The sequence below is a fragment of the Micromonospora sediminimaris genome, assembly GCF_016863575.1.
GTDB lineage: Bacteria > Actinomycetota > Actinomycetes > Mycobacteriales > Micromonosporaceae > Micromonospora > Micromonospora sediminimaris.
In genome coordinates, this window is record NZ_BOPD01000009.1 from 183,862 (window position 1) to 206,094 (window position 22,233).

The following is a 22,233-nucleotide window of genomic DNA, read 5'->3' on the forward strand; positions in this document are numbered from 1 at the left end:
CGGCCGAACAACGCAGAAGATCGCATCGCCGCATTAGCCAGCGGTCATCGATCGACGACGACCCCGCGACGGCCGGTGGTCCGAGCCACGCTCGTGCCGCCCGTTCTCGGCGGGCCGTAGACTGCCCAATCCCAGGCCGCAATGATCGAAGGTAGGGCCGTCTGGTGGAGCTGCGCGACATCGAGATCTTCCTGACGCTGACCGAGGAGCTTCACTTCGGTCGCACGGCCGAGCGTCTGCACGTGTCCCAATCGCGGGTCAGTCAGTCGATCAAACAGCAGGAACGTCGGATCGGCGGGGGCCTGTTCGAGCGTACGAGCCGTGCTGTTCGACTCACCCCGCTCGGTGAACGGTTGCGCGACCGTCTCCGCGCCGGCTATAGCGAGATCATCTCCGGCATCGAGGAGGCCACCGCCACCGCCCGCGGCCAGGCCGGCACGCTGACCATCGGCACGATGGCCACCCAGTACCAGTCGGTCGAGTCCACCCTCGACCTGTTCCGGCAGCGGCACCCGCAGTGCGAGCTGCGCCTGCGCGAGATCCTGCCGACCGACCCGCTCGGGCCGCTGCGGGCCGGTACGGTCGACATCGGGATTCTCTGGCTGCCGATCCGCGAGCCAGACCTCACGGTCGGGCCGGTCCTGCACCGCGAGAAGCTGGTGCTGGCGGTGGCCGCCGGTCATCCGCTGGCCGGCCGGGGCAGCGTCGAGCTGGAGGATCTCGGCGATCATCCGGTGGTCTACCCCGAGGGACCCATTCCGGACTACGTGTGGGAGGCGCACACCCCGTCCACCACCCCGGCCGGGCGGCCCGTCCGGCGCGGACTGGGCATCGTCACCCTCGAGGAGGCCTTCCAAGCGATCGCCGGCGGCAGCGTCGTGTCCCCGATCGGATCGGACGTGGGAGCCACCCGGCAACGAGGCGACATCACCTTCCTGCCCATCACCGACGGACCGGTGCTGCACTACGCGCCGGTGTGGCGCAAAGGCGGAGAGAATGCCCTGGTACGCGCCTTCGTTCAAGTCGTCACGAAGGCGCAGCAAACGACGTAGCCGGGCCGGGCACCGGCTGGAGTGCACACCCCGCACACATCCGCGAAGATCATCCACACGTTCATCGCGGTGTCCGGCGGGCACGGAACGTGGCACGGTACGCCTGGGGTGAGGTGCCGAGTTCCCGCCGGAAGGTGTGCCGCAGGTTGGCGGTAGACCCGATCCCGGTCCGCGTGGCGATCCGTGCGATCGGCTCGTCGCTGGCCTCCAGCATGCGCTGGGCGGCGAGCACCCGCTCCCGGGTGAGCCACTGGTGTGGGCTCATTCCGGTCAGCCGATGGAAGTGCCGCGCCAGCGTCCGCGGACTCATGTGCACCCGTTCGCCGAGCGATCGCAGCGACCATGGCTGGTCCAGGTGCCCGCGCATCCAGTCCAACAACTCCGGCAGCGGATCGTCGGGATCGGGGCTGAGCGGCGAATCGACGAACTGGGCCTGTCCGCCGCTGCGGTAGCCGGAGAGCACCAGCCTGCGGGCGAGCGCGGCAGCCACGTCCGCGCCGTAGTCCCCGCGTACCACGTGCAGGGCGAGGTCAATACCGGCGGACATACCGGCGGCGGTGAGGACGCCGGTGTCGTCGATGAACAGCGCCCGCGGATCCACGGTCGCGGCGGGGAAGAGCGAGGCCAGCAGCGGTGCGGTCGTCCAGTGGGTGGTGACGTGCCGATGGTCGAGAAGGCCGGCGTGGCCGAGGATGAACGCCCCCGTGCAGATCGACATGATGCGGGCCCCGCGCCCGTGCGCCCGCAGCAGGGAGGTCAGCAACGGCCGGGGTGGCACCTCATGTTCCCTCGTCCAACCCGGGACGACGAGGAGGTCAGCGGCCTCCGCCTCGGCCAGCCCGTACGGGGCGGACACGGTGATCCCACCGTCCAGCTCGATCTGCCCCGGTTCGATGGCGCACGTCCTGGTCCGGTACCACGATCCGAACCGGTACGCATAGTCCACGCCGAAGATCTCGTTGACCGTGACGTAGTCGAAGCTGCCCGCGCCCGGGTAAGCCAGCATCGCCACGCTCGGTTCCTCGACCGGCATCGCAGACCTCCCTACCGCGCCCGCCGCGCGGCCCCCGGTGACACTGAGTGACTGTCCACATTCTTGCGTTCGATGTCCAGATCCTTCACCCCGCTCCACATATCGATGGCACATTATTCGTGGATGGCGAGCGTGACGACCGACCGCAGCGAGTATCCGATGGGCGTATCGCTCAACAACCAGGTGATGTTCGCGGCGAAGGCTCGGCGAGCCGCCGTCGCGATGCTCGTGACGGTGGCGATTCTGCTGGCGCCGGGCGCTGTGGCGAAGGCCGAGATCCCTGCGGGCGGGATGTCCGCGGCCCAACTCAACGACGCCTTCCGCACGTACGGAGACACCAGCGGCAGGTGGAACGGAGGCGACAGCACCGCCTCGGTAAAGCTGCCCGACGGCCGGATGGTGTGGCTGTTCTCGGACACCTTCGTCGGCTCGGTCAACCCCGACGGATCACGTCCCGACTTCCAGCCGATGATCCACAATTCGATCGTCGTGCAGGACGACGCCACCCTCTCCGAGACGCTGACCGGCGGCAGCGTCGACGAACCGATGTCCCTGGTCGGTGCCGAGCGGGACGGGGATCCCACGAGCGCCGGCTACTGGGTCGGTGACGGCACGGTCGAGGACTCCACCCTCAAGGTGCTCTACAACCACTACCTGCGTTCCGGCCCGAATCCCCTCGACCTGAAGTTGACCGGCACCGCCCTCGCCTCGTTCGACCTGCCCGAACTGACCCTGCGCTCGCTCACCCCGCTCCCGGTGGCCGACCGGATCGCCTGGGGCTCGGCCATCCTGGAGGACGGCGACACCACCTACATCTACGGCACCCGGCTGGTCAACGACTCGGGGCCGGTGAAGCCGATCTACCTCGCCAAGGTGCCGGCCGGCGAGCTGGCCGGGCCGTGGCAGTTCTGGACCGGCGACGGCTGGTCGGCCGAGGAGTCGGAGGCCACCCGGCTGATGGCCGGCACCACCACCGCCTTCGGCGTGCAGAAGATCGGAAACCAGTACGTCCTGGTCACCGTCGACGGCAACCTCGTGTTCAACCCGGACACCGTCGCCTACACCGCGCCGGCACCGACCGGCCCCTTCAGCGGACCCGTGCACCTCTTCCGAGCGCCCGAACCGCAGCCGGGCAAAGAGATCATCGTGTACGACGCCCGACTGCACCCCGAGTTGGCGCGCCCGGGCAAGCTGCTCGTGTCGTACAACGTCAACAGCCTGGCGAACGCCGACAACCAGGCGGACGCCCGCCTCTACCGACCCCGGTTCGTGGAGGTCACCTGGCCACGGCCGGCGCCGGCCCCTGCGACCCTGCCCCCGACGCCGACCGAGCTGTCCGCCACCGCCGACGAGCAGCGCAACGTTCAGCTCACCTGGACCGCCTCGCCGGGTGCCACCGGCTACCGCATCCACCGGCGGGACCTGTCGTACGGGCAGAGCCACCCGGTCCGGCTGCCCGGCCAGGTCGCGGCGGCGTCCTTCACCGACGCCGGCCTGGTGGACGGGCACCTGTACGAGTACGCCGTCTCGGCGGTGAACGGCAACGGCGAGAGCGCCCCGACGACCGTGGTGTCGGCCACCGCGCGCGGCGGGCCCACCCAGCAGGGGGAATTCCTGCCGGCCCCGGACGGCACCGCCGTGGCCGGTAGCTACCTCGTCGACCTGCGCGACGGCGCGGCCAGCGGCGAGTACGGCATCCGGGAGATCGCAACCCGCCTGGTCGCTCGATACGGCGGCAGCCTCGACGGGGTCTTCGGCGCAGCCCTCGGCGGCTTCTCGGTCACCGACCTGACCGACGCGAGGGCGCGCGAACTCGCCGCCGACCCGGCCGTCGAGGCGGTCGAGGAGGACCGCACGGTCAGCTTGGACGACGACGGCGATGTCTCGGCGTCGGACAGCGGTGGCGTCCAGGAAAACCCACCCTCCTGGGGCCTGGACCGCATCGATGGCGCCCTGGACGGCAGGTTCGTCTTTCCGTCCATGGGTGAGGGCGTCCACGTGTACATCCTCGACAACAGTGTGCGGACCACCCACACCGACTTCGGTGGCCGGGCCGACGTGGGAGGTGAAAAGCGCTCCCGCAACGTGGAAATGTGCGGCGCGCACGGCACCCACGTGGCAGGCACGGCCGGTGGAAAGAGCTACGGAGTGGCGAAGAAGGCGCACATCATCGACGTGCAGATCGGTTGCCAGATGGCCACGACCGCCGCAAGGATGACCGGGGGCGTCAACTGGATCACCCAGCACGCCGCCCTGCCCGCAGTGATGAACATCAGCCTCAGCGTGGCTACCCGCTCGCGGGACCGGGACCGGCTCGGCAAAGCAGTGCAGGATGCGATCGACAAGGGCATCACCGTGGTCGCCGCCGCCGGCAACGCCGACGTGGACGCGTGCACGGAGGTGCCGGCCGCTCTGACAGACGTCATCACCGTGGCGGCCACCGACCAGGACGACAAGCGCGCCCCGCGCAGTAACCACGGGTCGTGCGTCGACATCTTCGCGCCGGGCGTCGGCATCACCTCGGCCAGCAACATGGACGACACCTCATCCCGCGTATCGGGTGGCACCTCGATGGCGACACCGCACGTCGCCGGTGCGGCGGCGCTGGTGCTGCAGGCACACAAGAACTACCGGCCCGAGCAGGTGTCCGCCGCGCTTCTCGGCCTGGCCGAGCCGGGCGTGATCCGCGATCCCGGCGTCGGTTCCCCCAATCGGTTGTTGCGGGTGGCGCCGCCGCTGGACGATACGCCCACCGGCCTCACCGCCACCCCGGCCGACGACGGCACCATCAACCTGGCCTGGGAGCCGGTCGACGGCGACGGGATCAGATACCGGGTCTCGCAGCGGGACGTGACCGCCGGGCAGCGCGATCCGGTGGAACGGCAACCGACGATCTGGAGCGGCACCAGCGCGGTCGCCGACCACCTCGTGCCCGGGCACACCTACGAGTTCTCCGTGGTCGCGGTGAACAGCATGGCGGTCAGCCCTCCATCGGAGCCGGCCACCGCGACGTCGACAATCGCGGCGCCGCCCGCACCCGGCGGGTTGACCGCCACCGCCCAGGGCAACGGCACCATCGAGCTGACCTGGACCGAGCCGCAGTCGGACGTCTGGTACTGGGTCTACCAACGCGACACCACCATCGACGAGCAGGAGTTCACCAAGCTGCCGCTGCCGCTCACCGAGTGCTGCTCGATGGAAGCGGGCTTCCTCACCCACGGCCACACGTACGAGTTCAAGGTCAGCGCGACCAACCGTGGCGGTGAGGGGCCGACGTCGGCACCGGCCACCGCGACCGCGTACTTCGACGCGCCGGCCGCCCCGACGAACCTGCGCGTCACACCCGGCGACGGCATGACCACCCTCACCTGGGACCCGTCCGCCACCGAGGATGTCTGGTACTGGGTCTACCAGCGCGACGCTACCGAAAACGAGGAGTGGGAGCAGCTTCCGATACCGATCTCCGAATGCTGCACCATGCCGGCGCAGTATCTCGCCAACGGCCACGAGTACGAGTACAAGGTGACCGCGACGCGGGGTTCCGAGAGCCTGCCCAGCAACGTGGCCCGGGCCAAACCCATGCCGCCGCTGCCCGGCCAGCCGACGAACCTGACCCTCCGGCCGCTGTCCACCGGCGACATCACCCTGACCTGGGACGCGCCCAGCCCGAACCTCTACTACCGAATCTACTGGCGGGACGTCACCGCAGGGGAGACCACCTTCAAACGATCCGAGGTCCCCACCGACAAGACCACCGCCACCTGGGAATACCTCACCCACCTGCACACGTACGAGTTCAAGGTGACCGCCGAGAACCTTTCCGGCGAGGGCGCGGCGTCGGCGCCGGTGCAGGCCCGGAGCACGGTGGCGCGGCCGACGGCACCGACGAACCTACGGACCGTGCCGTCCGGCAGTCTGCAGATCCGGCTGACCTGGGACGCGCCCGGCCCGAACGTCCTCTACTGGGTGTACTGGCGGGACGTGACCGCGGGCGAGACCACCTTCCGCAAGTCGCCGTACCCGACGGAGCTGACCGAGGCGACCTGGCAGTACCTGGTCAACACCCATGTCTACGAGTTCAAGGTGAGCGCCACAAACGTGGCGGGGGAAGGGCCTGCCTCGGCGACCTCCCGGGCCACCGCCATCGGCATCGCCCCCCAACCACCGAGCAACCTCAAGGCGACAGCCGGGGACAGCTTCGTCCGGCTCAACTGGACGGCCAGTCCGACCGCTGGCGTCATGTACGTCGTCTACCACCGCAACGCCTCTCGCAACCAGTCCTGGCGGAAGATGCCGTACCCGGTCGACGGCTGCTGCACGTTCACCGCCGAGTACCTGACCAACGCAGAGCGGTACGAGTACCGAGTCGCCGCCACCAGTGCCGCAGGCGAGAGTGATCCTTCCAACGTGGCCGGTGCGACGCCGATGCCGGTCTTCCCGAAGCCGCCGACCAGCCTGCGGGCCACCGCCGGAAACGGCAAGGTCTCCCTCACCTGGTCGGCCAGCCCCACCCCCCGGGTGTACTACCTGATCGAGTACCGCAAGTCCGGCGGCTCGTGGAAACGCCTGCCGTATCCGGTCGACACCTGCTGCTCGTTCGCCGTGAACCTGCTGAACAACGGCACCACGTACGAGTTCCGCGTGCGGGCGACAAACGTGGCCGGCAACAGCAGCCCGTCCAACACCGACTCGGCCCGACCGCTGCCGCCGTTCCCACAACCGCCGTCGAACCTCAACGCGAGCAACGCGGGCAACGGCGCGGTGAAGTTGACCTGGACGCGGAGTTCCACGGCCAACGTCTACTACTGGATCGAGTACCGCAAGGTCGGCGGCTCGTGGATCCGCCTGCCGTACCCGGTGAGCACCTGCTGCTCGTTCACCGTGAAGTACCTGAACAACGGCACCACGTACGAGTTCCGGGTGCGGTCGACGAACCTGGCCGGGACCAGTTCGCCGTCGAACACCGACACCGCCCGGCCGATGCCGCCGTTCCCGAAACCGCCGTCCAACCTGCGCGCGGTCGCCGGGGACAGTTCGGTCAAGCTGAGCTGGTCGGCCAGCCCGACCCCGCACGTGTACTACAACGTCTACGTGCGCGACGCCACGCTCAACGGCTGGTGGGAGAAGCTGCCGTACCCGCTGAGCAAGAGGTCGATGACCGTCGGATACCTCGGCAACGGCCACTACTACAACTTCAAGGTCACGGCGATCAACGCCGCTGGGGAGAGCGCGTCGACGAACATCGTCACCGCGTTGCCCCAGTGGGCCGACGGCACCACCCGGACCGCCGAGATCACCAGCAGCTGGATCTTCGCCAGTTTGGGGAAGTTCGATCCCATCCAGCGGTTCGACGTCACCGCCGGTGTCCGCGGCACCCGCACCGGCGACTACATCCAGGTCGACGGCTACTGGCGCATGAACAACGACAAGCGGTTGCTGTCCGGCATCTTCTGGTACCTCGTCATCGACTGCACCGAGAACTACACCGTCATGCACCGGACGTTGGCATATCCCACGGGCGGCCCGACCAGCGGCAGCCTGACCTTCCACTACAAGAAGAACCCGCAACGCAAGTACCGGGTGCAGGTCTGGGGCGTCGGGGACATCACCTACAGCGGAGGAATCCATGGCAGATTCGCCCGCTACCCGTCGTCAGGCATCATCCCTTTCATCAAGGGGACGCCGTGCTTCTGACGACAGAAGCCTGCCCGGCGTAAGGCTCTGCATCCGGCATTGCGTATTTGCCTGACCCACGTCCGGCTCGGGCCTCGTACGTGCGCCGCGACCGGCGAAGCCCTCAGCTGGACGTGGCGGAGGTCAGGCCACCGCGCGGCTGGGCCACGTCCTCCTCGATAGCGGCCTGGCAGTTCTCGGCGGCGCTGACCTTCCGGGCGATCACCCCGATCAGCACTCCGTAGATCACCTTCGAGGTGATGTCGGCCAGTGTGTAGGTGATCTGCCGGGCCACCACCCCGTCGGCGGATTCCCACATCGCCGGCATGAGATATGCCCCCGGATAGAGCATCCAGGAGACGAGGATCAGCCACCACACGGACCGGGCCGGCCCGCGGGCGGCGCGGGGCAGCCGGCCCAGGTTGCCGAAGATGAGGCGGGCCACCAGAGCGAGCAGGAACAGGAAGAAGACGGTGCTGACCAGACCCCAGATCCAGAACGGCAAGGACCTGTCCACCTCGTAGAACTGCCCCGCATAGCCCGTGTAGATCATCGCCAGGCCGGCGGCGACGAACAGCGCCCACGTGCGGTGGAAGCGCCGGCCGGTGACACCGAGCACCACCAGCAACTGGATCAGCAGCACCGGCACGTCGATGGACCAGTTCATGTACCGGTAGCCGTTTGAGAAGAGGGTGTCGGTGTTGACGAACGCGCTGCCGTTCCAAGCGAACGCCTCGGACCAGCGCTGTGACAGCACCCAGAGTTCGAAGAACGCGGAGATCATGACCACTGCTGAGAGCACCGAGGCGAGGCGGTACCGCGGAGCGATACCGGACATGGTCAGCAGGAAGTAGACGAGCCCGGCCGCCATGACGGCGTAGCCGAGGGTCAGCACGTGCGAGACCAGCGTGTACTGGATGACGTTGTAGCCGAACTCGTTTTCGAAGTTCATGCCGCTGGCCCGCCCTTCCGGCCCGGGATCGTCTCCGATGGCGGAACGTGGTGCCCCGTCTCCGCGATCGGGGCTATTTCCCCTTGTAACCCAAAAACGTCTATACGCATCCTAAGCTGACATCTGGGGAGCGGTCCCTCAATCCAGCGAGCCGGGATTGGCTAGGGAGTTGCCGTGGAGTTCTGGCTGTGGTTCTACGTCGCCGCCATGGCGGTCGGCGTCGTGCTCTTCCGCTACTGGCGGGCCAACCCCAGGGGCATCCCGCCGGTGGAGTACGCCATCGCCACGGCTATTCCGCTCTGGTCGGGATTCTGGTACGTGGTCATGGCGGTGGGCGGCGGTCGAATCGACGTCGCCGATCAGACGACGTTCTGGGCCAGGTACGCCGACTGGGTGGTCAGCACTCCGCTGCTGCTGATCGCCCTCTCGCTCACCGCGATGCACGCGTTGCCGCACAAGCGCTGGGGACTGGTACGCGCGCTCGTCGCCGCCGACATCATCATGATCACAAGCGGTTTCCTGGCTGATCTCATGGAGAGCCCGACCTGGCGATACGGCCTCTATCTCCTCGGGGTGGTGGCCCTGTTGGTGGTCTTCGGGCTGATCTGGGGGCCGCTGCGGGCCACCGCAGCCCGTCAACCGGCCCCCATGTCGAGGGTCTTCACGCAGGTGGCGCTCCTGCTCAGCGTGCTCTGGGTCGGCTACCCGCTGATCTGGATTCTGGGGCCGTCCGGGTTCGGGCTGTTCGGGGACACCACCGACACAGCCCTGTTCGTGATCCTGCCGATCCTGTCCAAGGTCGTGTGGAGCGCGGTCGACCTGGCTCTGCTGCGGCGTCTGTCCGACCGTGGCCTGCTCAACGTTTCGTGACGCCAGCCTCCCGTCAGGTCGTCCGGCCGGTTCACCCTCCGCCTGGCGACTGGCTGCTGCGCCGGGTCGGCCGTTCGGGCCCGATCGCACTGGCTGGGCTCACCTGCCTGGCCCTGCTGGTACCGGGGGTGGCGGCCTGGGCGGGAACCCTCCCGCTGCTCGTGGGCCTGCTGATCGGCCTTCCGCACGGCGCCGTCGATCACCTGGTACCGGCCTGGATCTCCGCCAAGGCACGGCCGCTGCGGCGCACCGTCGGGCTGCTGCTCGCGTACCTCGTCACGGCCACCGCCACGGTTGCGCTGTTCCTCTGGGCGCCCGTCCCCGCCGTGACCGGATTCCTGATCCTCGCGGTGCTGCACTTCGGCACCGGTGACGTGGCGTACCACGCCGAGCGGGACGGGCGGCCACCGGTCCGTCCCGTGCTCGCCGTCCTGGCGTACGGCGGGCCGCCGGTGGTGCTGCCGATCGCGCTGTGGCCCGGTACGGTCGACCCGCTGCTGGACGCGGTTGCCCCGGGCGCCTCAGCCGCGTTCGCGCCGACCGGACGGCTGATCGCCTTGTCCGTCGTACTCCTGGCGGCCCTGGTGACCGGACTCCGCGACCTGGCCGCCCGCCGGGGTGGGGATGTGGCGGCACTCGGGGTCCTCGTCGCAGCCTTCGCGGTGGTACCGCCGCCGCTGGCGTTCGGCGGGTACTTCGCGATGTGGCACTCCGCCCGGCATGTCGCCCGGTTGTTGCGCGCCGACCCGGGCAACCGCCACCACCTGGCGGCCGGTCGACTGGGCGGTCCGATCCGCCGGTTCACCCGGCAGGCGACCTTGCCCACCATCGCCGCCTTCGCCGGCCTGCTCGTCCTGGTATGTGTCGACGCATCGCCGACCTTCAGCCCGGCGGCCGCAGGTCCGTTCCAGGAAGCCCCGTTACAGCTGGTCTTCGCGGTACTCGCCGGGCTCACCGTGCCGCACGCGGCAGTGGTCGCCCGGCTCGATGTACGGACGGCCCGGTGAGAAGTGCAGACGATGTCACTCGACGCGCATCGAGATTGGGGCGTCGACCGCCGGCGGGCGCGGGAGTTGGCTCACCCCGTCGAGGGTTTGCGCCGGCCGAGCGGGGAAAGTTGACGAAACGGCAGTCGACACGGCGATCGGCTCATCCGAGCACCACCAGGAACCGACAGAGAGGAGTGCCCGATGCCGAGCACCACGATGCCCATGCTGGAGACGTACCCGAAGTCGATCAACCTGGACCGGACGAAGCTGGCGGCCACGATCGATGCCCTCAATGACTGCGCGCAGGCCTGCACCGCGTGCGCGGACGCCTGCCTCAGCGAGGACATGGTCGCCGAATTGACCAAGTGCGTCCGGACGAACCTGGACTGTGCCGACATCTGCGCGGCCACCGCCCGGGTGCTCTCCCGCCACACCGGCTACGACGCCAACATCAGCCGCGCCATGCTGGAGGCGTGCGTCACGGCCTGCGTGTCGTGCGGGGACGAGTGCGCCGCTCACGCCGAGAAGCATGAGCACTGCCGGCTCTGCGCCGACGCGTGTCGCGCCTGCGAGCGAGCCTGCCGCGACCTGCTGGCCACCATCAACTGAGGGGGTCGGGCGTTTCCCCCGGCACCACGGGGTTACCTCTTGAACGGGACGAGAAACGACAGCCGACCGTCGAGGGGACCCATCATGGCCCGACCCAGGATCGTCATCATCGGCGCGGGTTTCGCCGGTTTTCACGCCGCACGCCGCCTGACCCGCATCTCGCGCGGTGCCGCCGACGTGGTGTTGGTCAACCCGACCGACTATTTCCTCTACCTGCCGCTGCTGCCCGAGGTTTCCGGTGGGGTGCTCGACCCGCGTCGGGTCACCGTGCCGCTGGCCGACACCCTGCCCGGAGTGCAGGTGGTGCTCGGCGAGGTCGATGGCATCGACGTCGACGGCCGCGCCGTCTCCTACGTGGACCCCGAGGGGCGCACCGGTCGGTTGCCCTACCACCGCCTGGTCCTCGCCGCGGGCAGCGTCAACAAGCTGCTGCCGATCCCCGGCGTCGCCGACCACGCTCACGGCTTCCGCGGCATCCCCGAGGCGCTGCACCTACGGGAACGGCTGATCCAGCAGATCGAGCTGGCCGACGCCACCGACGACCCGGCCGAGCGGGAAGCGCGCTGCACCTTTGTGGTCGTCGGCGCCGGCTACACCGGCACCGAGGTAGCCGCACAGGGCCAACTCTTCACCGACGAGATAGTCCACCGCCACCCGCGGCTCGACGGGATCCGGCCGCGCTGGCTGCTGCTGGACACCGCCGACCGGGTCCTGCCCGGCCTCGCCGAACGCATGTCGGCCGTCGCCGGGCGCGTGCTGCGCCAGCGCGGGATCGAGGTGTGCCTGGGTACGTCCGTCACCGAGGCCACCGCCGACGGGGTCCACCTCTCCGACGGCCGTTTCGTGGCGTCCCGCACCCTGGTGTGGTGCGTCGGCGTACGACCCGACCCACTCGTCGAGGCCACCGGTCTGCCCACCACCAAGGGACGGATCAGCGTGGACGAGCACCTGGCCGTGCCCGGTCATCCCGAGATCCTCGCCTGCGGCGACGCCGCCGCCGTGCCCGACCACGCCCGCCCCGGTGAGATCACCCCGATGACCGCCCAGCACGCCGTCCGGCAGGGCCGCCTCGCCGCCGACAACATCGCCGCCTCGTACGGTGTCGGCAGGCTTCGCCCGTACCGGCACCGCGACCTCGGCTTCGTGGTCGATCTCGGCGGCTGGCAGGCCACCGCGAACCCCTTGCACGTGCCGCTGTCCGGCCTGCCGGCCCGGGTCGTGGCCCGCGGCTACCACCTGCTGTCGCTGCCCGCGAACCGCGCCCGCACCGCCGCCGACTGGATCTTCGCCGCGGTCGGTTCACGGCCAAGCGTCCAACTCGGCCTCGTGCCCGGCGCCGCCGTGCCGCTGGACACCGCGGCCCCGGAACTGATTCGCCGCTGATGCCGCCTGCGGGCACCGCGGCTCGTCACGTCGGCGGGCGGTCGACTGGGACAGGTATCACCCGGTCCCCGGGGTGCCGCCCGGCGGCACCGCCCCACCCCCGTCGCGAAGCAGAGCGGCCAGGGCGGCCCGCGAGCTGACCCCCAACTTGCGGTACACCCTGGTCAGGTGAGCCTCGACGGTCCGCTCGGTCACGTAGAGCCGCATCGCGACGGCGCGGTTGGTGAGGCCCTCGGCGACCAGGGCGGCGACCCGCCTCTCGGCCTGGGTGAGATCGGGTCCGGTGACCACGGCCCAGCGCCGCTGTCCGGCCCCGTGTCTGCGCTGGGCGTTCACCACCTGCTGGCGTAGCCACGCGGAGGGCGTGCGTTCGGCGATCACCCGGGCGAGGTGAATGTGATTCCGGGCGGCACCGGATTCGCGTAAGGCGTCGAGACAGCCGGCCACCATGAGGTGGGCCTCCCCGAGCGACAGGTCGGCCTGCCGATCGGTGAAGAGTCGGATGGATTCCTGGGCGGCGGCCAGCGCGCCGACGGGGTCCCGGCGGGCGAGCAGCACCTGTGCGGTGGCCAGGCGTGCCTCGGCCCGCCGGATCTCCAGGCCGAGCGCGGCGGCGGCGGCCTCAGCCCGCTGGGACCAGGCGTACGCCTCGTCGAGCAGGCCACCGGCGACCAGAAACTCGGCGTGCCCGGCGAGCCACTTGGGCTGAAGATCCCGTCGGCGGGGCTGTCCCCGGCCGGGCTGCACCAGCGTGCCGGTCAGGTGTCGCGCCTCGGTGTGCCGGCCCTGGGCGAACCGGATGTGGGACAGGACCGCCAGCGCGGTGTCGTGCAGCGCCGGTTCGTGCCGAGCCTCCTGAACGGCTTCCTCACCGACCGGGGCGGCGGCCTGCGGGCCAGCGCGCCAGAGCAGCGCCATCGCCCGGTAGGTCAACGCGATCGTCACCGCCTGCCGGGCACCGACCGAGCGTCCGGCCCGTTCCGCCTCGATCGCCACACTTATCGCTTCGTCGAGTCGACCGCTGCCGGCGGCGATCCGCGCCTGACCTGCGAGAAGTCCGGGCAGCACGTGCGCCTGGCCGTGTTCCCGGGCCAGCGCCACCGCCCGGGTGACGTGGCGCAGGGCGTCAGCCTTCTCCAGAACGACGCCCTGCACCCAGGCCAGCCATTCGGGGACGTCGAGGCAGCCGGCGAGGGCGCGATCCGACATGGCGTCGACGAGTGCCTCGGCGGCGCGCAACTCGTCGGCGGCTATGTCGGTGGACCCGTGTGCGGCAGCGCGGGCGGCGAGGGTGGTCCGGGCCACCGCCACCAACGGTGGGTCCGTCTCCGCTCCGATCGCCGCCTGGATTTCGGTGACCAGCGGGCCCAGCTCGCCCCACCGGCCGTCCCTGGCGGCGAGTCTGCCCTGCGCCACGGACAGCCGGGGTCGTAGCCGCCGCACCGTCGTGGTGTGCTCCCGCGCCAGCCTGGCCCGCACCGGGACGTTGGGTCCGAGCCGGTCTGCCAGTTCGGCGCGCAGGACAGTCGCGGCGAGCCGGGTGTCGGGACCAGGCAACGTGTCGAGTGACGCCTGCGCAAGACCGAGCGCATCGGTGAGATCGCCGGATGCGGCCGTTGCCCGGGCCCTGGTCAGCAGCGCGTCACCGAGCGCCACCGGATCGTCCGGCGGGGCCAGGGTGACCGCGAGGCGACTCAGCCGGGCCGCCAAGGGCGGGTCGAGGGTCACCAGCTCCCGGGCGATCTCATGGACACGGGCGAACCGGGAGGCGGTCGCGCCGGCCCGCAGCAGGTGCCAGCCGCAGGTACGCGGGTCGGCGCGGCGCTGGCGCAGTGCCGCGTCGGCCCGCAGGTGCGCCCCGGCCCGCCAACCGGCGGGCGCATCCTGGTAGGCCGCAGCCCGGACCAGGGCGTGCCGCGGGCGCAGGATGATGTCGTCGGCCGCGTACCGGAGCAGATCCATGCGGACCAGCTGGTCCAGCGCCTCGACGGCGGCCGTGCACGGGAGCTGGCCGACCTCTGCCACCAGACCAGGGTCGGCCACCTCGCCGAGCACGGCCACGGTGTGCAGGATCCGCCGGGTCGGCTCGTCCGCCAGGTCGATCTCCGGGCCGAGGAGCCCTGCCAGGCAGCGGGACGAGCCGAGTTCCACGACCCGTTCGAGCACGAGGATGCCGTCTGCGTCGACCAGTTCCGGGTGAGCGCCGAGGACGGCGAGCAGACCGGGCAGTCGTTCACCGGCGGCCGCCAGCGTCGCACGCCGGGTCGCCGGCAGTACGCGCGGAAGCAGCGCTTCCGCCGCCGCTTCGGGGAGCGCGCCCAGTGGCACGGCCAGTTGTCGTATCCCCGCGCCGGTGCCCGTGACCAGGCGGAGCAGGCTTCGGGGCGCCTGCCGCGGCCGGTAGGCGCAGAGCACCGCCAGCCGTCCGGGGGGTGGCGCGTCGACCAGCAGGTGCCGCAGCGCGGCCAGCGCCGGTTCGGCCCGGTGGGCGTCGTCGAGGACAGCGACGACGGGCCTGACCCGACTGAGTCGACCGAGCCGGGCGAGAGCTGCGGGCGTCCACCGGTGGGCGGCCAGGTCGACATGGAACACGCTCGGCAGTTGACGGAGCAGGTGGGTCAGGAAGGCGGTCTTGCCGGCACCGGGATCACCGGTGATCTCGACGATCGTCGGCTGCCTCGGCACGAGCGCGGCCAGGCCGGTGCGGACCGCAGCGAACTCCTCGTCCCGACCCACCAACATGGACATTCGCTCACGATAGGTGATCCGGACGGGTGATCTACGTAAGGGCTTTCCCCAATGCTCCTGTCGGTACCGGCCCGCGAACATGTGCCGGGTTCCGCCGCCTGGCGGGACTCCCAGCACAGGCGAGGGTGAGGAGAACTGAGTGCCCAGAAATCGATGGCGCCGACTGATGGCGCCGGCGCTCGTGATGTCGTTGGTGGTGTCCGGGATCGCGGGGCAGGGCGTGGCCAGCGCCCGACCGACCGAGGACCGGACCCCGGCAACCGTGGCGACGACGCCGACCGTGGGTACGACGGCGGACGGCGCGGCGCTGATGCGTGGTGTCTTCTTCCTGCAGGGCGAGGTGGGCCAGAAACTGGAGCGCCTGCCGTACGTCTTCATGGACGCCGAGAACCTGCGCAAGAACCGGTCTGCCGAGGCGGTGCAGGCGGTGACCCGGCTGATCGAGGAGGCCGAGGCGGACCGGCCCGGACTGCTCGCCAGCTTCTCCACCGGCATGCGCAGCGGCGATCCGTACCAGGTCGAGACCGCTCTGACCGAAGCCGGCTCGGCGTTGGAGGCAGCGTTGGGAGATCGGCCGATCCTGTTCAGCGATGAAGATGAAGAGGACACCAACTTGGCGGCCAACGTGGAAACCACCGTCGCGGTGGTGAACGTCGGAACCGCCGCGGTTGCGCTGGCCGTGATAGTCGCGATCGCCGCCATATTCGTTCTGGTGGCGTTCTTGGACAGCCGGGAGCGGCCCCTGGGCGGCCGCGACCTGGAGACCGAACGGCTCATGGCCCTGTTCGCCACCGAACTGCGCACGATCTGAACCGGTGCGGGTGGGACTCCCGTGCCCACCCGCGCCACTTCTTCCATGAGGAGATGACATGGCGGACAACCGGAACCAGGTGGTCGTACCCCGCCGCCCGGTGCTCTGGATCGGGCTGCTGGTGGGCCTGGTCGCCCTGTTCGACCTGCAGACGTTCCTACCGGGCAACGCGCTCATGCTGCCCGGCCAGCGGCAGGCCGCCCCGGTGTTCCGGGCGCTCCTGCCGCAGGGGTGGGCGTTCTTTACCAAGTCGCCCCGCTCCCCCGACCTCTCCGTCCACGCGATCCGCCCCGACGGTCGGTTGGACGACATCACCACCGGGGCGTACGCCGAGCCGCGGTACGCCTTCGGGCTCGACCGGTCCGCCCGCGCGCAGGCCACCGAACTGGCCCTGGTGGTTTCCCGGATCCCCGGATCGGTCTGGCAGCAGTGCCGGCAACCGACAGACGCCTGCCTCGTCGAGGCGATGTCGAAGCCGGCCACACCGGTCCGCAGCGGTGACGACACGCCCTCGGTCTGCGGCCCGGTCGTCATCGCCCGTACCGAGCCGGTGCCGTGGGCGTACCGGGACCTGGTCGCCGGCGAGTTCCGATACACCCACGTCGTTCGCTTGGAGGTGTCATGCTGACCAGCCGCCCATCGAGCATTTCCGTTGCGGTGCCCTGGGGGTCCTGGCTGGGGCTCGCCCGTACGCTGCTCGCCACCGCGACCGCCGCGACACTTGTGTTCACTGACGCCGACACGCTGTTCACGCCACTTCTCGGCCGGGGACCCGGACCACACTGCACCGGCCTGTCCGACATCGGCGCCTTCTGTCTGGCCGGGCCGGAGCATGCGGACCTGGTGCGATGGGCGTGCGTCGCGGTACTGCTGGTGGTGGCGAGCGGGTGGCGACCCCGGTTCACCGCCCTGCCGCACTGGTGGATCGCCTTCAGCGTGAGCACCAGCGCGTCCATCCCGGACGGCGGCGAGCAGGTCAACCAGGTACTCACCCTGCTGCTGGTACCGGTCCTGCTGGCCGACCCCCGCCGCTGGCACTGGCAGCCGTCGCCCCCGGGGGACCGGGTTGTGCGCCCCGGCGGTCGGGGCATGGTGCTGGTCGCCACGGCGGTCGTCCTGCTCTTCGCGATCCGCCTCCAGGTCGCCGGCATCTACTTCCAGGCGTCGGTGGCCAAGCTCAGCAAGGCGGAGTGGGCCGACGGCACCGTGATGTACTACTGGCTCAACCATCACAGCTTCGGCGCCCCCGGCTGGTTGCAACCGGTGACGGACGCCCTGGTGAACCAGCCGGTGTCGGTCGCCCTGCTGACCTGGACTCCGCTGGCGATCGAGTTCGCCCTGGCCGTCAGCCTGCTGCTGCGTCCGGCCGTACGGTGGTGGCTGCTGCCGTTCGGTGTGCTGCTGCACGTCGGCATCGCGGTGCTGATGGGGTTGTGGAGCTTCTCGCTGGCCATGATGGCCGCCCAGGTGCTGCTGCTCGTGCCGATGGGGGCGAACCTGCCCGGCTCGTGGCAGGCAGTCCGGGACCTGGTCGGTCGTCGAGGTGCCCAGCAGCCGGGCGAGGGTGCACCGGGCGCGGTTGCGGAGCCCACCGAGCGGCCGAAGAAGGACGAACCGGTGCTGGCCGGCCAGCTGTCGCACTGAACACGCGGTGTTCGTACGACGAGGGCGAGCCCGGGTCCGCTGCCGGCTCGCCCGCACCGATGCGCCGGCTGCATCGCTGCCGGACGCATCGACTGCCGGTACGCTGCATCGGCGGCCTCAGCCCGTTCCCGCGTGCCGTGGCCACCGTCGTCCAATGGGCGAATTACCCATCGATCCCCGCACGGGCAGCTGAAAGGTGAACCGACACCATGACGGCGGTACCAGGTGAACTGCCCGCTGCTGCGGATCCGGCGAGCACCGGTCAAGCGGCGGAGGACCTACGGACGCTGTTCGGGCAGTCCATTGCCGTCTTCGCCGCACTGGCGGGGCCGAAGCACCTGGTGGAGGCGGCCAACCCGGCGTTCTTCGCCGCCATCGGCGAGCAACGGGCCCGCACCGGCGTACCGCTCGTGGAGGTGATGCCCGAGTTGGCAGCTCAGGGCTTCATCGCCCTGCTGGACGAGGTCTACCGCACGGGTGAGCCCTACACCGGCCGGGACGTCCGGGTCGTGCTGGGCACCGAGCCGCACGCGCGGGAGGCGTACTTCGACTTCACCTACGAGCCGCGCCGCGACGCCGACGGCCGCGTGGTCGGCATCGGTGTGATCGGCGTGGAGACCACCCAGGTCAAGCAGGCCCAACGGCTGATGGCCGAGCACCACGCCCTGCTGGAGCAGATCGCCCGTCAGGCACCGTTGACCGAGGTGCTCGACGGGATGGCGCGCAGTATCGAGAATCTCGCGCCGCAGGAGATACTCGTCTCCGTACTGCTCGCCGACCCCGATGGTCGGCACCTGCGGCACGGTGCCGCGCCCAGCCTGCCGGACTTCTACAACCAGGCCATCGACGGGATCGCCACCGGTGAGGGCGTCGGATCCTGCGGCACCGCCGCGCACCGGCGGGAGTCGGTGATCGTCACCGACATCGCCGCCGATCCGTTCTGGGCGGACTTCCGCGACCTGGCCGGGCGGGCCGGACTGGCCGCCTGCTGGTCCACGCCGATCCTGGCCCGTGACGGCAGCTTGCTGGGCACGTTCGCCATGTACCACCGCACCCCGCGCGTGCCGCAGGACACCGATCTAGCTCTCGCCCGGATCTTCGCCGGCACTGCGGCGCTGGCCATCGAGCGCCACCACATCGAGCAGGCGAAACTCGCCGCCGAGGCGCGCGCCAAGGCAGCCCACGACGAACTCGCCAAGGCGGTACGCGCGGAGCGGGGACTTCGTGCCGAGGCCGAGCAGCGGGCCGCCGCCGCCGCGGAACTCAATGCCCAGATGCGGGCCGCCGCAGCCGCGCAGGCCGCCTCGCCGCACCCGGAGACCTGCCAACTCGGCGGGCCCCAGGAATGCACCGCACCGGCCGAGATCAAGATCGCCGACTCGTGGGGCGACTCGGCGTGGGGCTGTCCCCGCCATGTCGAGGAGGCCATCCTCAACGTACGGGCGGTCTTCATCGCCAGCGAGGAACTCGGCGGCCTGGCCGCCTACCTCAACCGCTGACCCGCCGTTCTGCGACCCTCGTCATCGAAGGTCACCTACCGGCGGTCGGGTCGCTGCTCGCGGTGGCCACGATCGATGTGGTCCTTTGCGCTGGCCACGGGCCCTGCACGCGTTGTCATATCACCGTGAGTCACCATCTCGACACACCTCTACCCGGCCGGGCGGCGGGTCACCAACACTCCTCTCATGGAGAGCAGTGGGCGTGAGCGCAGTGACGAGCGTTTTGAGAAGGTGGCCGAGGAGACCTCCGAGACGGTGACCCATGCGGCCAGCGTGCTGGAGGAGGAACTCGCGGCGGGCATCGCCAGCGCGCGGCGGCTGGAGGAGAGGCTGAGCGCCGACCGCAGGGTGGACCCGGAGGCGTTCGACGAGCTGGTGACGCGGGTCCGCACCGACGGGCACGCACTGATCGACACCGTGGTCGCGCAGTTGAAGACCTCCGACGACCGGCGTGGTGAGGTCATCCGCCGGTACACGTCGGACGCGCACGACGCCCTCGACGGCGTGCTCAACCTCGCGCGGCTGGTGCCGGACATGGCGAACGGGCTGGTCGACCGGCTCAAGCCGGAGGCCACGCAGCAGCCCGCGCCCTCGGACCGGTAGCCGGACCACCGGCGTGGCCGGCGGTCATGTCACGCAGATGCTGGAGCGCTATCGCTCTCTCGCGATCGACGCGCTCCTCGCTGGCGTGCCGTCGGGCGGCCCGCATTACCTCTATGACCTGGTGAGCGAGTACCCGCGGCGTTGGGGCAAGGGGCTGCGTGCCGCCCTCTGCCTCGCGGCCTGCCGAACTTTCGGCGGCACGCTGTCGGTGGGACTCAACGCCGCGGTGACCGTGGAACTGTTTCACAACGCGTTCCTCATTCATGACGACATCCAGGACGAGAGCGAGCAGCGGCGCGGAGCAGAGACCCTGCACGGCGAGTACGGGGTCGGTGTCGCGCTCAACGTGGGGAACATGACGAACCTGCTCGCGTTGCAGCGGCTCGCCGCCAACCGTCGGGCCCTCGGCTCCGGGATCGCCTGGCGGCTGTTTGAAGAGACCCAACTCATGCTGCGTCACTCGTTGGAGGGGCAGGCGATCGAGGTCGGTTGGATCCGGGACAACGTCTGCGACCTCGACGGGGACGACTACTACCGGATGTGTCTGAAGAAGACCTCCTGGTACACCTGCATCTACCCGTGCCGTACCGGCATCCTGGTCGCCACCGGTCCGCATGACGCGGTCGACGTCCTCGACCGGTACGGCTGGTATCTCGGTGCCGCCTTCCAGATCCAGGACGACGCGCTCAACCTCGTCGGGGACTTCGCCCGGTACGGCAAGGAGATCGCGGGTGACCTCTGGGAGGGCAAGCGGACGCTGATCCTCATCGACTTCATGCGGCGGTGCACCGGGGACGAACGCGAGCGGCTCGTCGCGTTCCTGCGCCGCACCCGGGCGCAGCGCACGGCGGCCGAGGTGCGTTGGCTGCACGGGCGACTGCTCGCCTACGAGTGTGTCGAGTCTGCCCGCCGCAGCGCCCGTGACCTGGCCGCCGCCGCTTTCCGGGAAGGACAGCGGGCGTTGGGGCCGGCGGCCGAGACCGAGGACGGGCGATTCCTGCTTGGCCTACCGGAGTACGTCGTGGAGCGCAGCCGGTAGCGACAGGTGCTCAACCTGAGGCCCCGGGCGGTGCCGTGCTCCGACGGACCTTGAGGGTGGTGCCCAACTCCAGGCCGACCTGCGACGCCCGCTCCCCACGACCGAGCGCGAGCGCCAGTTCGGTGGCGGTGACGGCCATCTCGGTCAGCGGCTGGTGGATGGTGGTCAGCGGCGGGTCGACCAGGTCCGCCAGGGGCAGATCGTCGAAGCCCACCACGCTCAGGTCGATCGGGATCCGCATCCCCAACCGCCGTGCCGCCTGGTAGACGCCGAACGCCTGCAGGTCGTTGGCCGCGAAGATCGCCGTCGGACGGTCGGGGCGGTTCAGCAGGTCGAGCGCGGCCGTCTCGCCACCTTCCCGGGACAGTTCGGCACGAACGATCAGGTCGCCGCTCAGGCCGGCGGCGTCGCACGCGGCACGGTAACCGTCCAGCCGGGCCCGGCAGCACAGGATCCCTTCGGGCGCGGCGATCATCGCGATCCGCCGGTGGCCCAGTCCGATCAGGTGCCGGGCCGCGGACCGACCTCCGGCCCAGTTCGTCGCTCCCACGAAGGGAACATCGTCCGGCAGTTCGACAGTGGGGTCGAAGACCACGAACGGGATACCACGAGCGCGAAGCTGGTTGCGCTGCTCCTCGTCCAACTGCGCCACCGTCACGAGGCAGTCCGGACGGCGGGAGAGAGTGTCGTCGATCCAGTAGCGGATCGCGCTGCGCTGCGGGCCGAACTCCGTCAGGATGACGCCCACACCGTGCTGTCGAGCGACGCGCTCCACCCCTCGGATGATCTGCACGCCCCACATGTCCTCGATCTCGTCGAAGACAAGCTCCATCATGTTGGACCGGGCGGCCGGCGACGACCTGCGATAGCCGTGTTGGTTGATCGCGGCTTCGACGCGCGCCCGGGTCTGTGCCGCCACACCGGACCGGCCATTTATGACCTTGGAAACGGTCGGCACCGAGACACCGGCGGACTCGGCGATGGCGGCGATCGTCACCGGTCGCAACGGATCGCCGAGTTGCGGCTCCAGGTCAACGGACTGCTCGCTCGACTCGGCGCGCGTCAACCTGGCCACCTTCTCACCGATCCCTAGTGGCCGCGGGGCCCGCGTCGGCCATCGCCGAGCGGCCGATGGCCGCTACACCGTTCAGGGCGCAAGGATAACCGTTCAGTCCAGCGTCGGGGGTGGCGCCGCCGGGCGTACCGCGCCGGCACTACCCCGGACCCGAGGCAGTCGCACCCGGCGCTCTCATTGACGTCGATCGAAGAAAGTTGTAACGTCTCGCCCGGAAACTTTCTGGGCTGCGATGTCGAAAGTTTCCTCGCGG

General features: G+C 70.1%; 16 protein-coding genes. 12 read left to right on the top strand and 4 right to left on the bottom strand.

Features of this window, described 5'->3' with window-relative positions; genetic code table 11:
* Positions 1-164: 164 nt before the first annotated feature.
* Positions 165-1,052 carry a LysR family transcriptional regulator gene (locus Vse01_RS08000; protein WP_093408428.1) on the top strand — a complete coding sequence of 296 codons (888 nt, stop codon included), beginning with the start codon at positions 165-167 and terminating at the stop codon, positions 1,050-1,052.
* Between the two features lie 61 nt (positions 1,053-1,113).
* Here Vse01_RS08000 and Vse01_RS08005 read toward each other — a convergent pair whose 3' ends face one another.
* The gene (locus tag Vse01_RS08005; protein ID WP_170863551.1) at positions 1,114-2,085 is read right to left on the bottom strand and encodes a helix-turn-helix domain-containing protein; all 972 of its coding nucleotides are present in this window, start codon (positions 2,083-2,085) and stop codon (positions 1,114-1,116) included.
* 123 nt (positions 2,086-2,208) lie between these two features.
* Between Vse01_RS08005 and Vse01_RS08010 the strand changes: the two genes are divergently transcribed.
* Entirely contained in the window at positions 2,209-7,779 is a 5,571-nt protein-coding gene (locus Vse01_RS08010; RefSeq protein WP_093408433.1) for a DUF5005 domain-containing protein, read from the top strand.
* Between the two features lie 103 nt (positions 7,780-7,882).
* Here the strand turns inward: Vse01_RS08010 and Vse01_RS08015 are convergent, their stop codons facing one another.
* A complete protein-coding gene (locus tag Vse01_RS08015) occupies positions 7,883-8,710 on the bottom strand; it encodes a bacteriorhodopsin (protein ID WP_093408436.1) in 828 nt (275 codons plus the stop codon).
* A 174-nt stretch (positions 8,711-8,884) separates the two neighbouring features.
* Here Vse01_RS08015 and Vse01_RS08020 point away from each other — a divergent pair, with 174 nt between their 5' ends.
* The 4 genes from Vse01_RS08020 (at position 8,885) to Vse01_RS08035 (ending at position 12,561) form a co-directional block, all read left to right on the top strand.
* Entirely contained in the window at positions 8,885-9,580 is a 696-nt protein-coding gene (locus Vse01_RS08020; RefSeq protein ID WP_093408438.1) for a bacteriorhodopsin, read from the top strand.
* Positions 9,577-10,587 carry a Brp/Blh family beta-carotene 15,15'-dioxygenase gene (locus Vse01_RS08025; RefSeq protein WP_170863552.1) on the top strand — a complete coding sequence of 337 codons (1,011 nt, stop codon included), beginning with the start codon at positions 9,577-9,579 and terminating at the stop codon, positions 10,585-10,587. The genes Vse01_RS08020 and Vse01_RS08025 overlap by 4 nt, the downstream gene beginning before the upstream one ends.
* A 183-nt stretch (positions 10,588-10,770) precedes the next feature.
* Positions 10,771-11,178, top strand: a complete 408-nt coding sequence (locus tag Vse01_RS08030; protein ID WP_093408443.1) for a four-helix bundle copper-binding protein — start codon at positions 10,771-10,773, stop codon at positions 11,176-11,178.
* 84 nt (positions 11,179-11,262) lie between these two features.
* Entirely contained in the window at positions 11,263-12,561 is a 1,299-nt protein-coding gene (locus Vse01_RS08035; RefSeq protein WP_093408446.1) for an NAD(P)/FAD-dependent oxidoreductase, read from the top strand.
* Between the two features lie 57 nt (positions 12,562-12,618).
* Here the strand turns inward: Vse01_RS08035 and Vse01_RS08040 are convergent, their stop codons facing one another.
* Positions 12,619-15,309: a helix-turn-helix transcriptional regulator gene (locus tag Vse01_RS08040; RefSeq protein WP_139233212.1), complete on the bottom strand. Its 2,691-nt coding sequence runs from the start codon at positions 15,307-15,309 to the stop codon at positions 12,619-12,621.
* 262 nt (positions 15,310-15,571) lie between these two features.
* On the opposite strand from Vse01_RS08040, the gene Vse01_RS08045 reads away from it, so the two are divergent.
* The 6 genes from Vse01_RS08045 (at position 15,572) to Vse01_RS08070 (ending at position 20,905) form a co-directional block, all read left to right on the top strand.
* A complete protein-coding gene (locus Vse01_RS08045; protein ID WP_139233213.1) occupies positions 15,572-16,120 on the top strand; it encodes a sporulation delaying protein family toxin in 549 nt (182 codons plus the stop codon).
* 58 nt (positions 16,121-16,178) lie between these two features.
* Complete coding sequence (locus tag Vse01_RS08050) at positions 16,179-16,748, top strand: SdpA family antimicrobial peptide system protein (RefSeq protein WP_093408455.1); 570 nt, start codon at positions 16,179-16,181, stop codon at positions 16,746-16,748.
* A complete protein-coding gene (locus Vse01_RS08055) occupies positions 16,742-17,764 on the top strand; it encodes a sporulation-delaying protein SdpB family protein (RefSeq protein ID WP_093408457.1) in 1,023 nt (340 codons plus the stop codon). The genes Vse01_RS08050 and Vse01_RS08055 overlap by 7 nt, the downstream gene beginning before the upstream one ends.
* Positions 17,765-17,973: 209 nt before the next feature.
* Positions 17,974-19,263, top strand: coding sequence for a GAF domain-containing protein (locus tag Vse01_RS08060; RefSeq protein WP_093408459.1), 1,290 nt, complete (start codon positions 17,974-17,976; stop codon positions 19,261-19,263).
* 186 nt (positions 19,264-19,449) lie between these two features.
* Positions 19,450-19,866, top strand: a complete 417-nt coding sequence (locus Vse01_RS08065; protein ID WP_093408461.1) for a hypothetical protein — start codon at positions 19,450-19,452, stop codon at positions 19,864-19,866.
* Positions 19,867-19,903: 37 nt separating this feature from the next.
* The gene (locus Vse01_RS08070; protein ID WP_093408600.1) at positions 19,904-20,905 is read left to right on the top strand and encodes a polyprenyl synthetase family protein; all 1,002 of its coding nucleotides are present in this window, start codon (positions 19,904-19,906) and stop codon (positions 20,903-20,905) included.
* 10 nt (positions 20,906-20,915) lie between these two features.
* Here the strand turns inward: Vse01_RS08070 and Vse01_RS08075 are convergent, their stop codons facing one another.
* The gene (locus Vse01_RS08075; RefSeq protein WP_198413226.1) at positions 20,916-21,980 is read right to left on the bottom strand and encodes a LacI family DNA-binding transcriptional regulator; all 1,065 of its coding nucleotides are present in this window, start codon (positions 21,978-21,980) and stop codon (positions 20,916-20,918) included.
* Positions 21,981-22,233 lie beyond the last annotated feature (253 nt).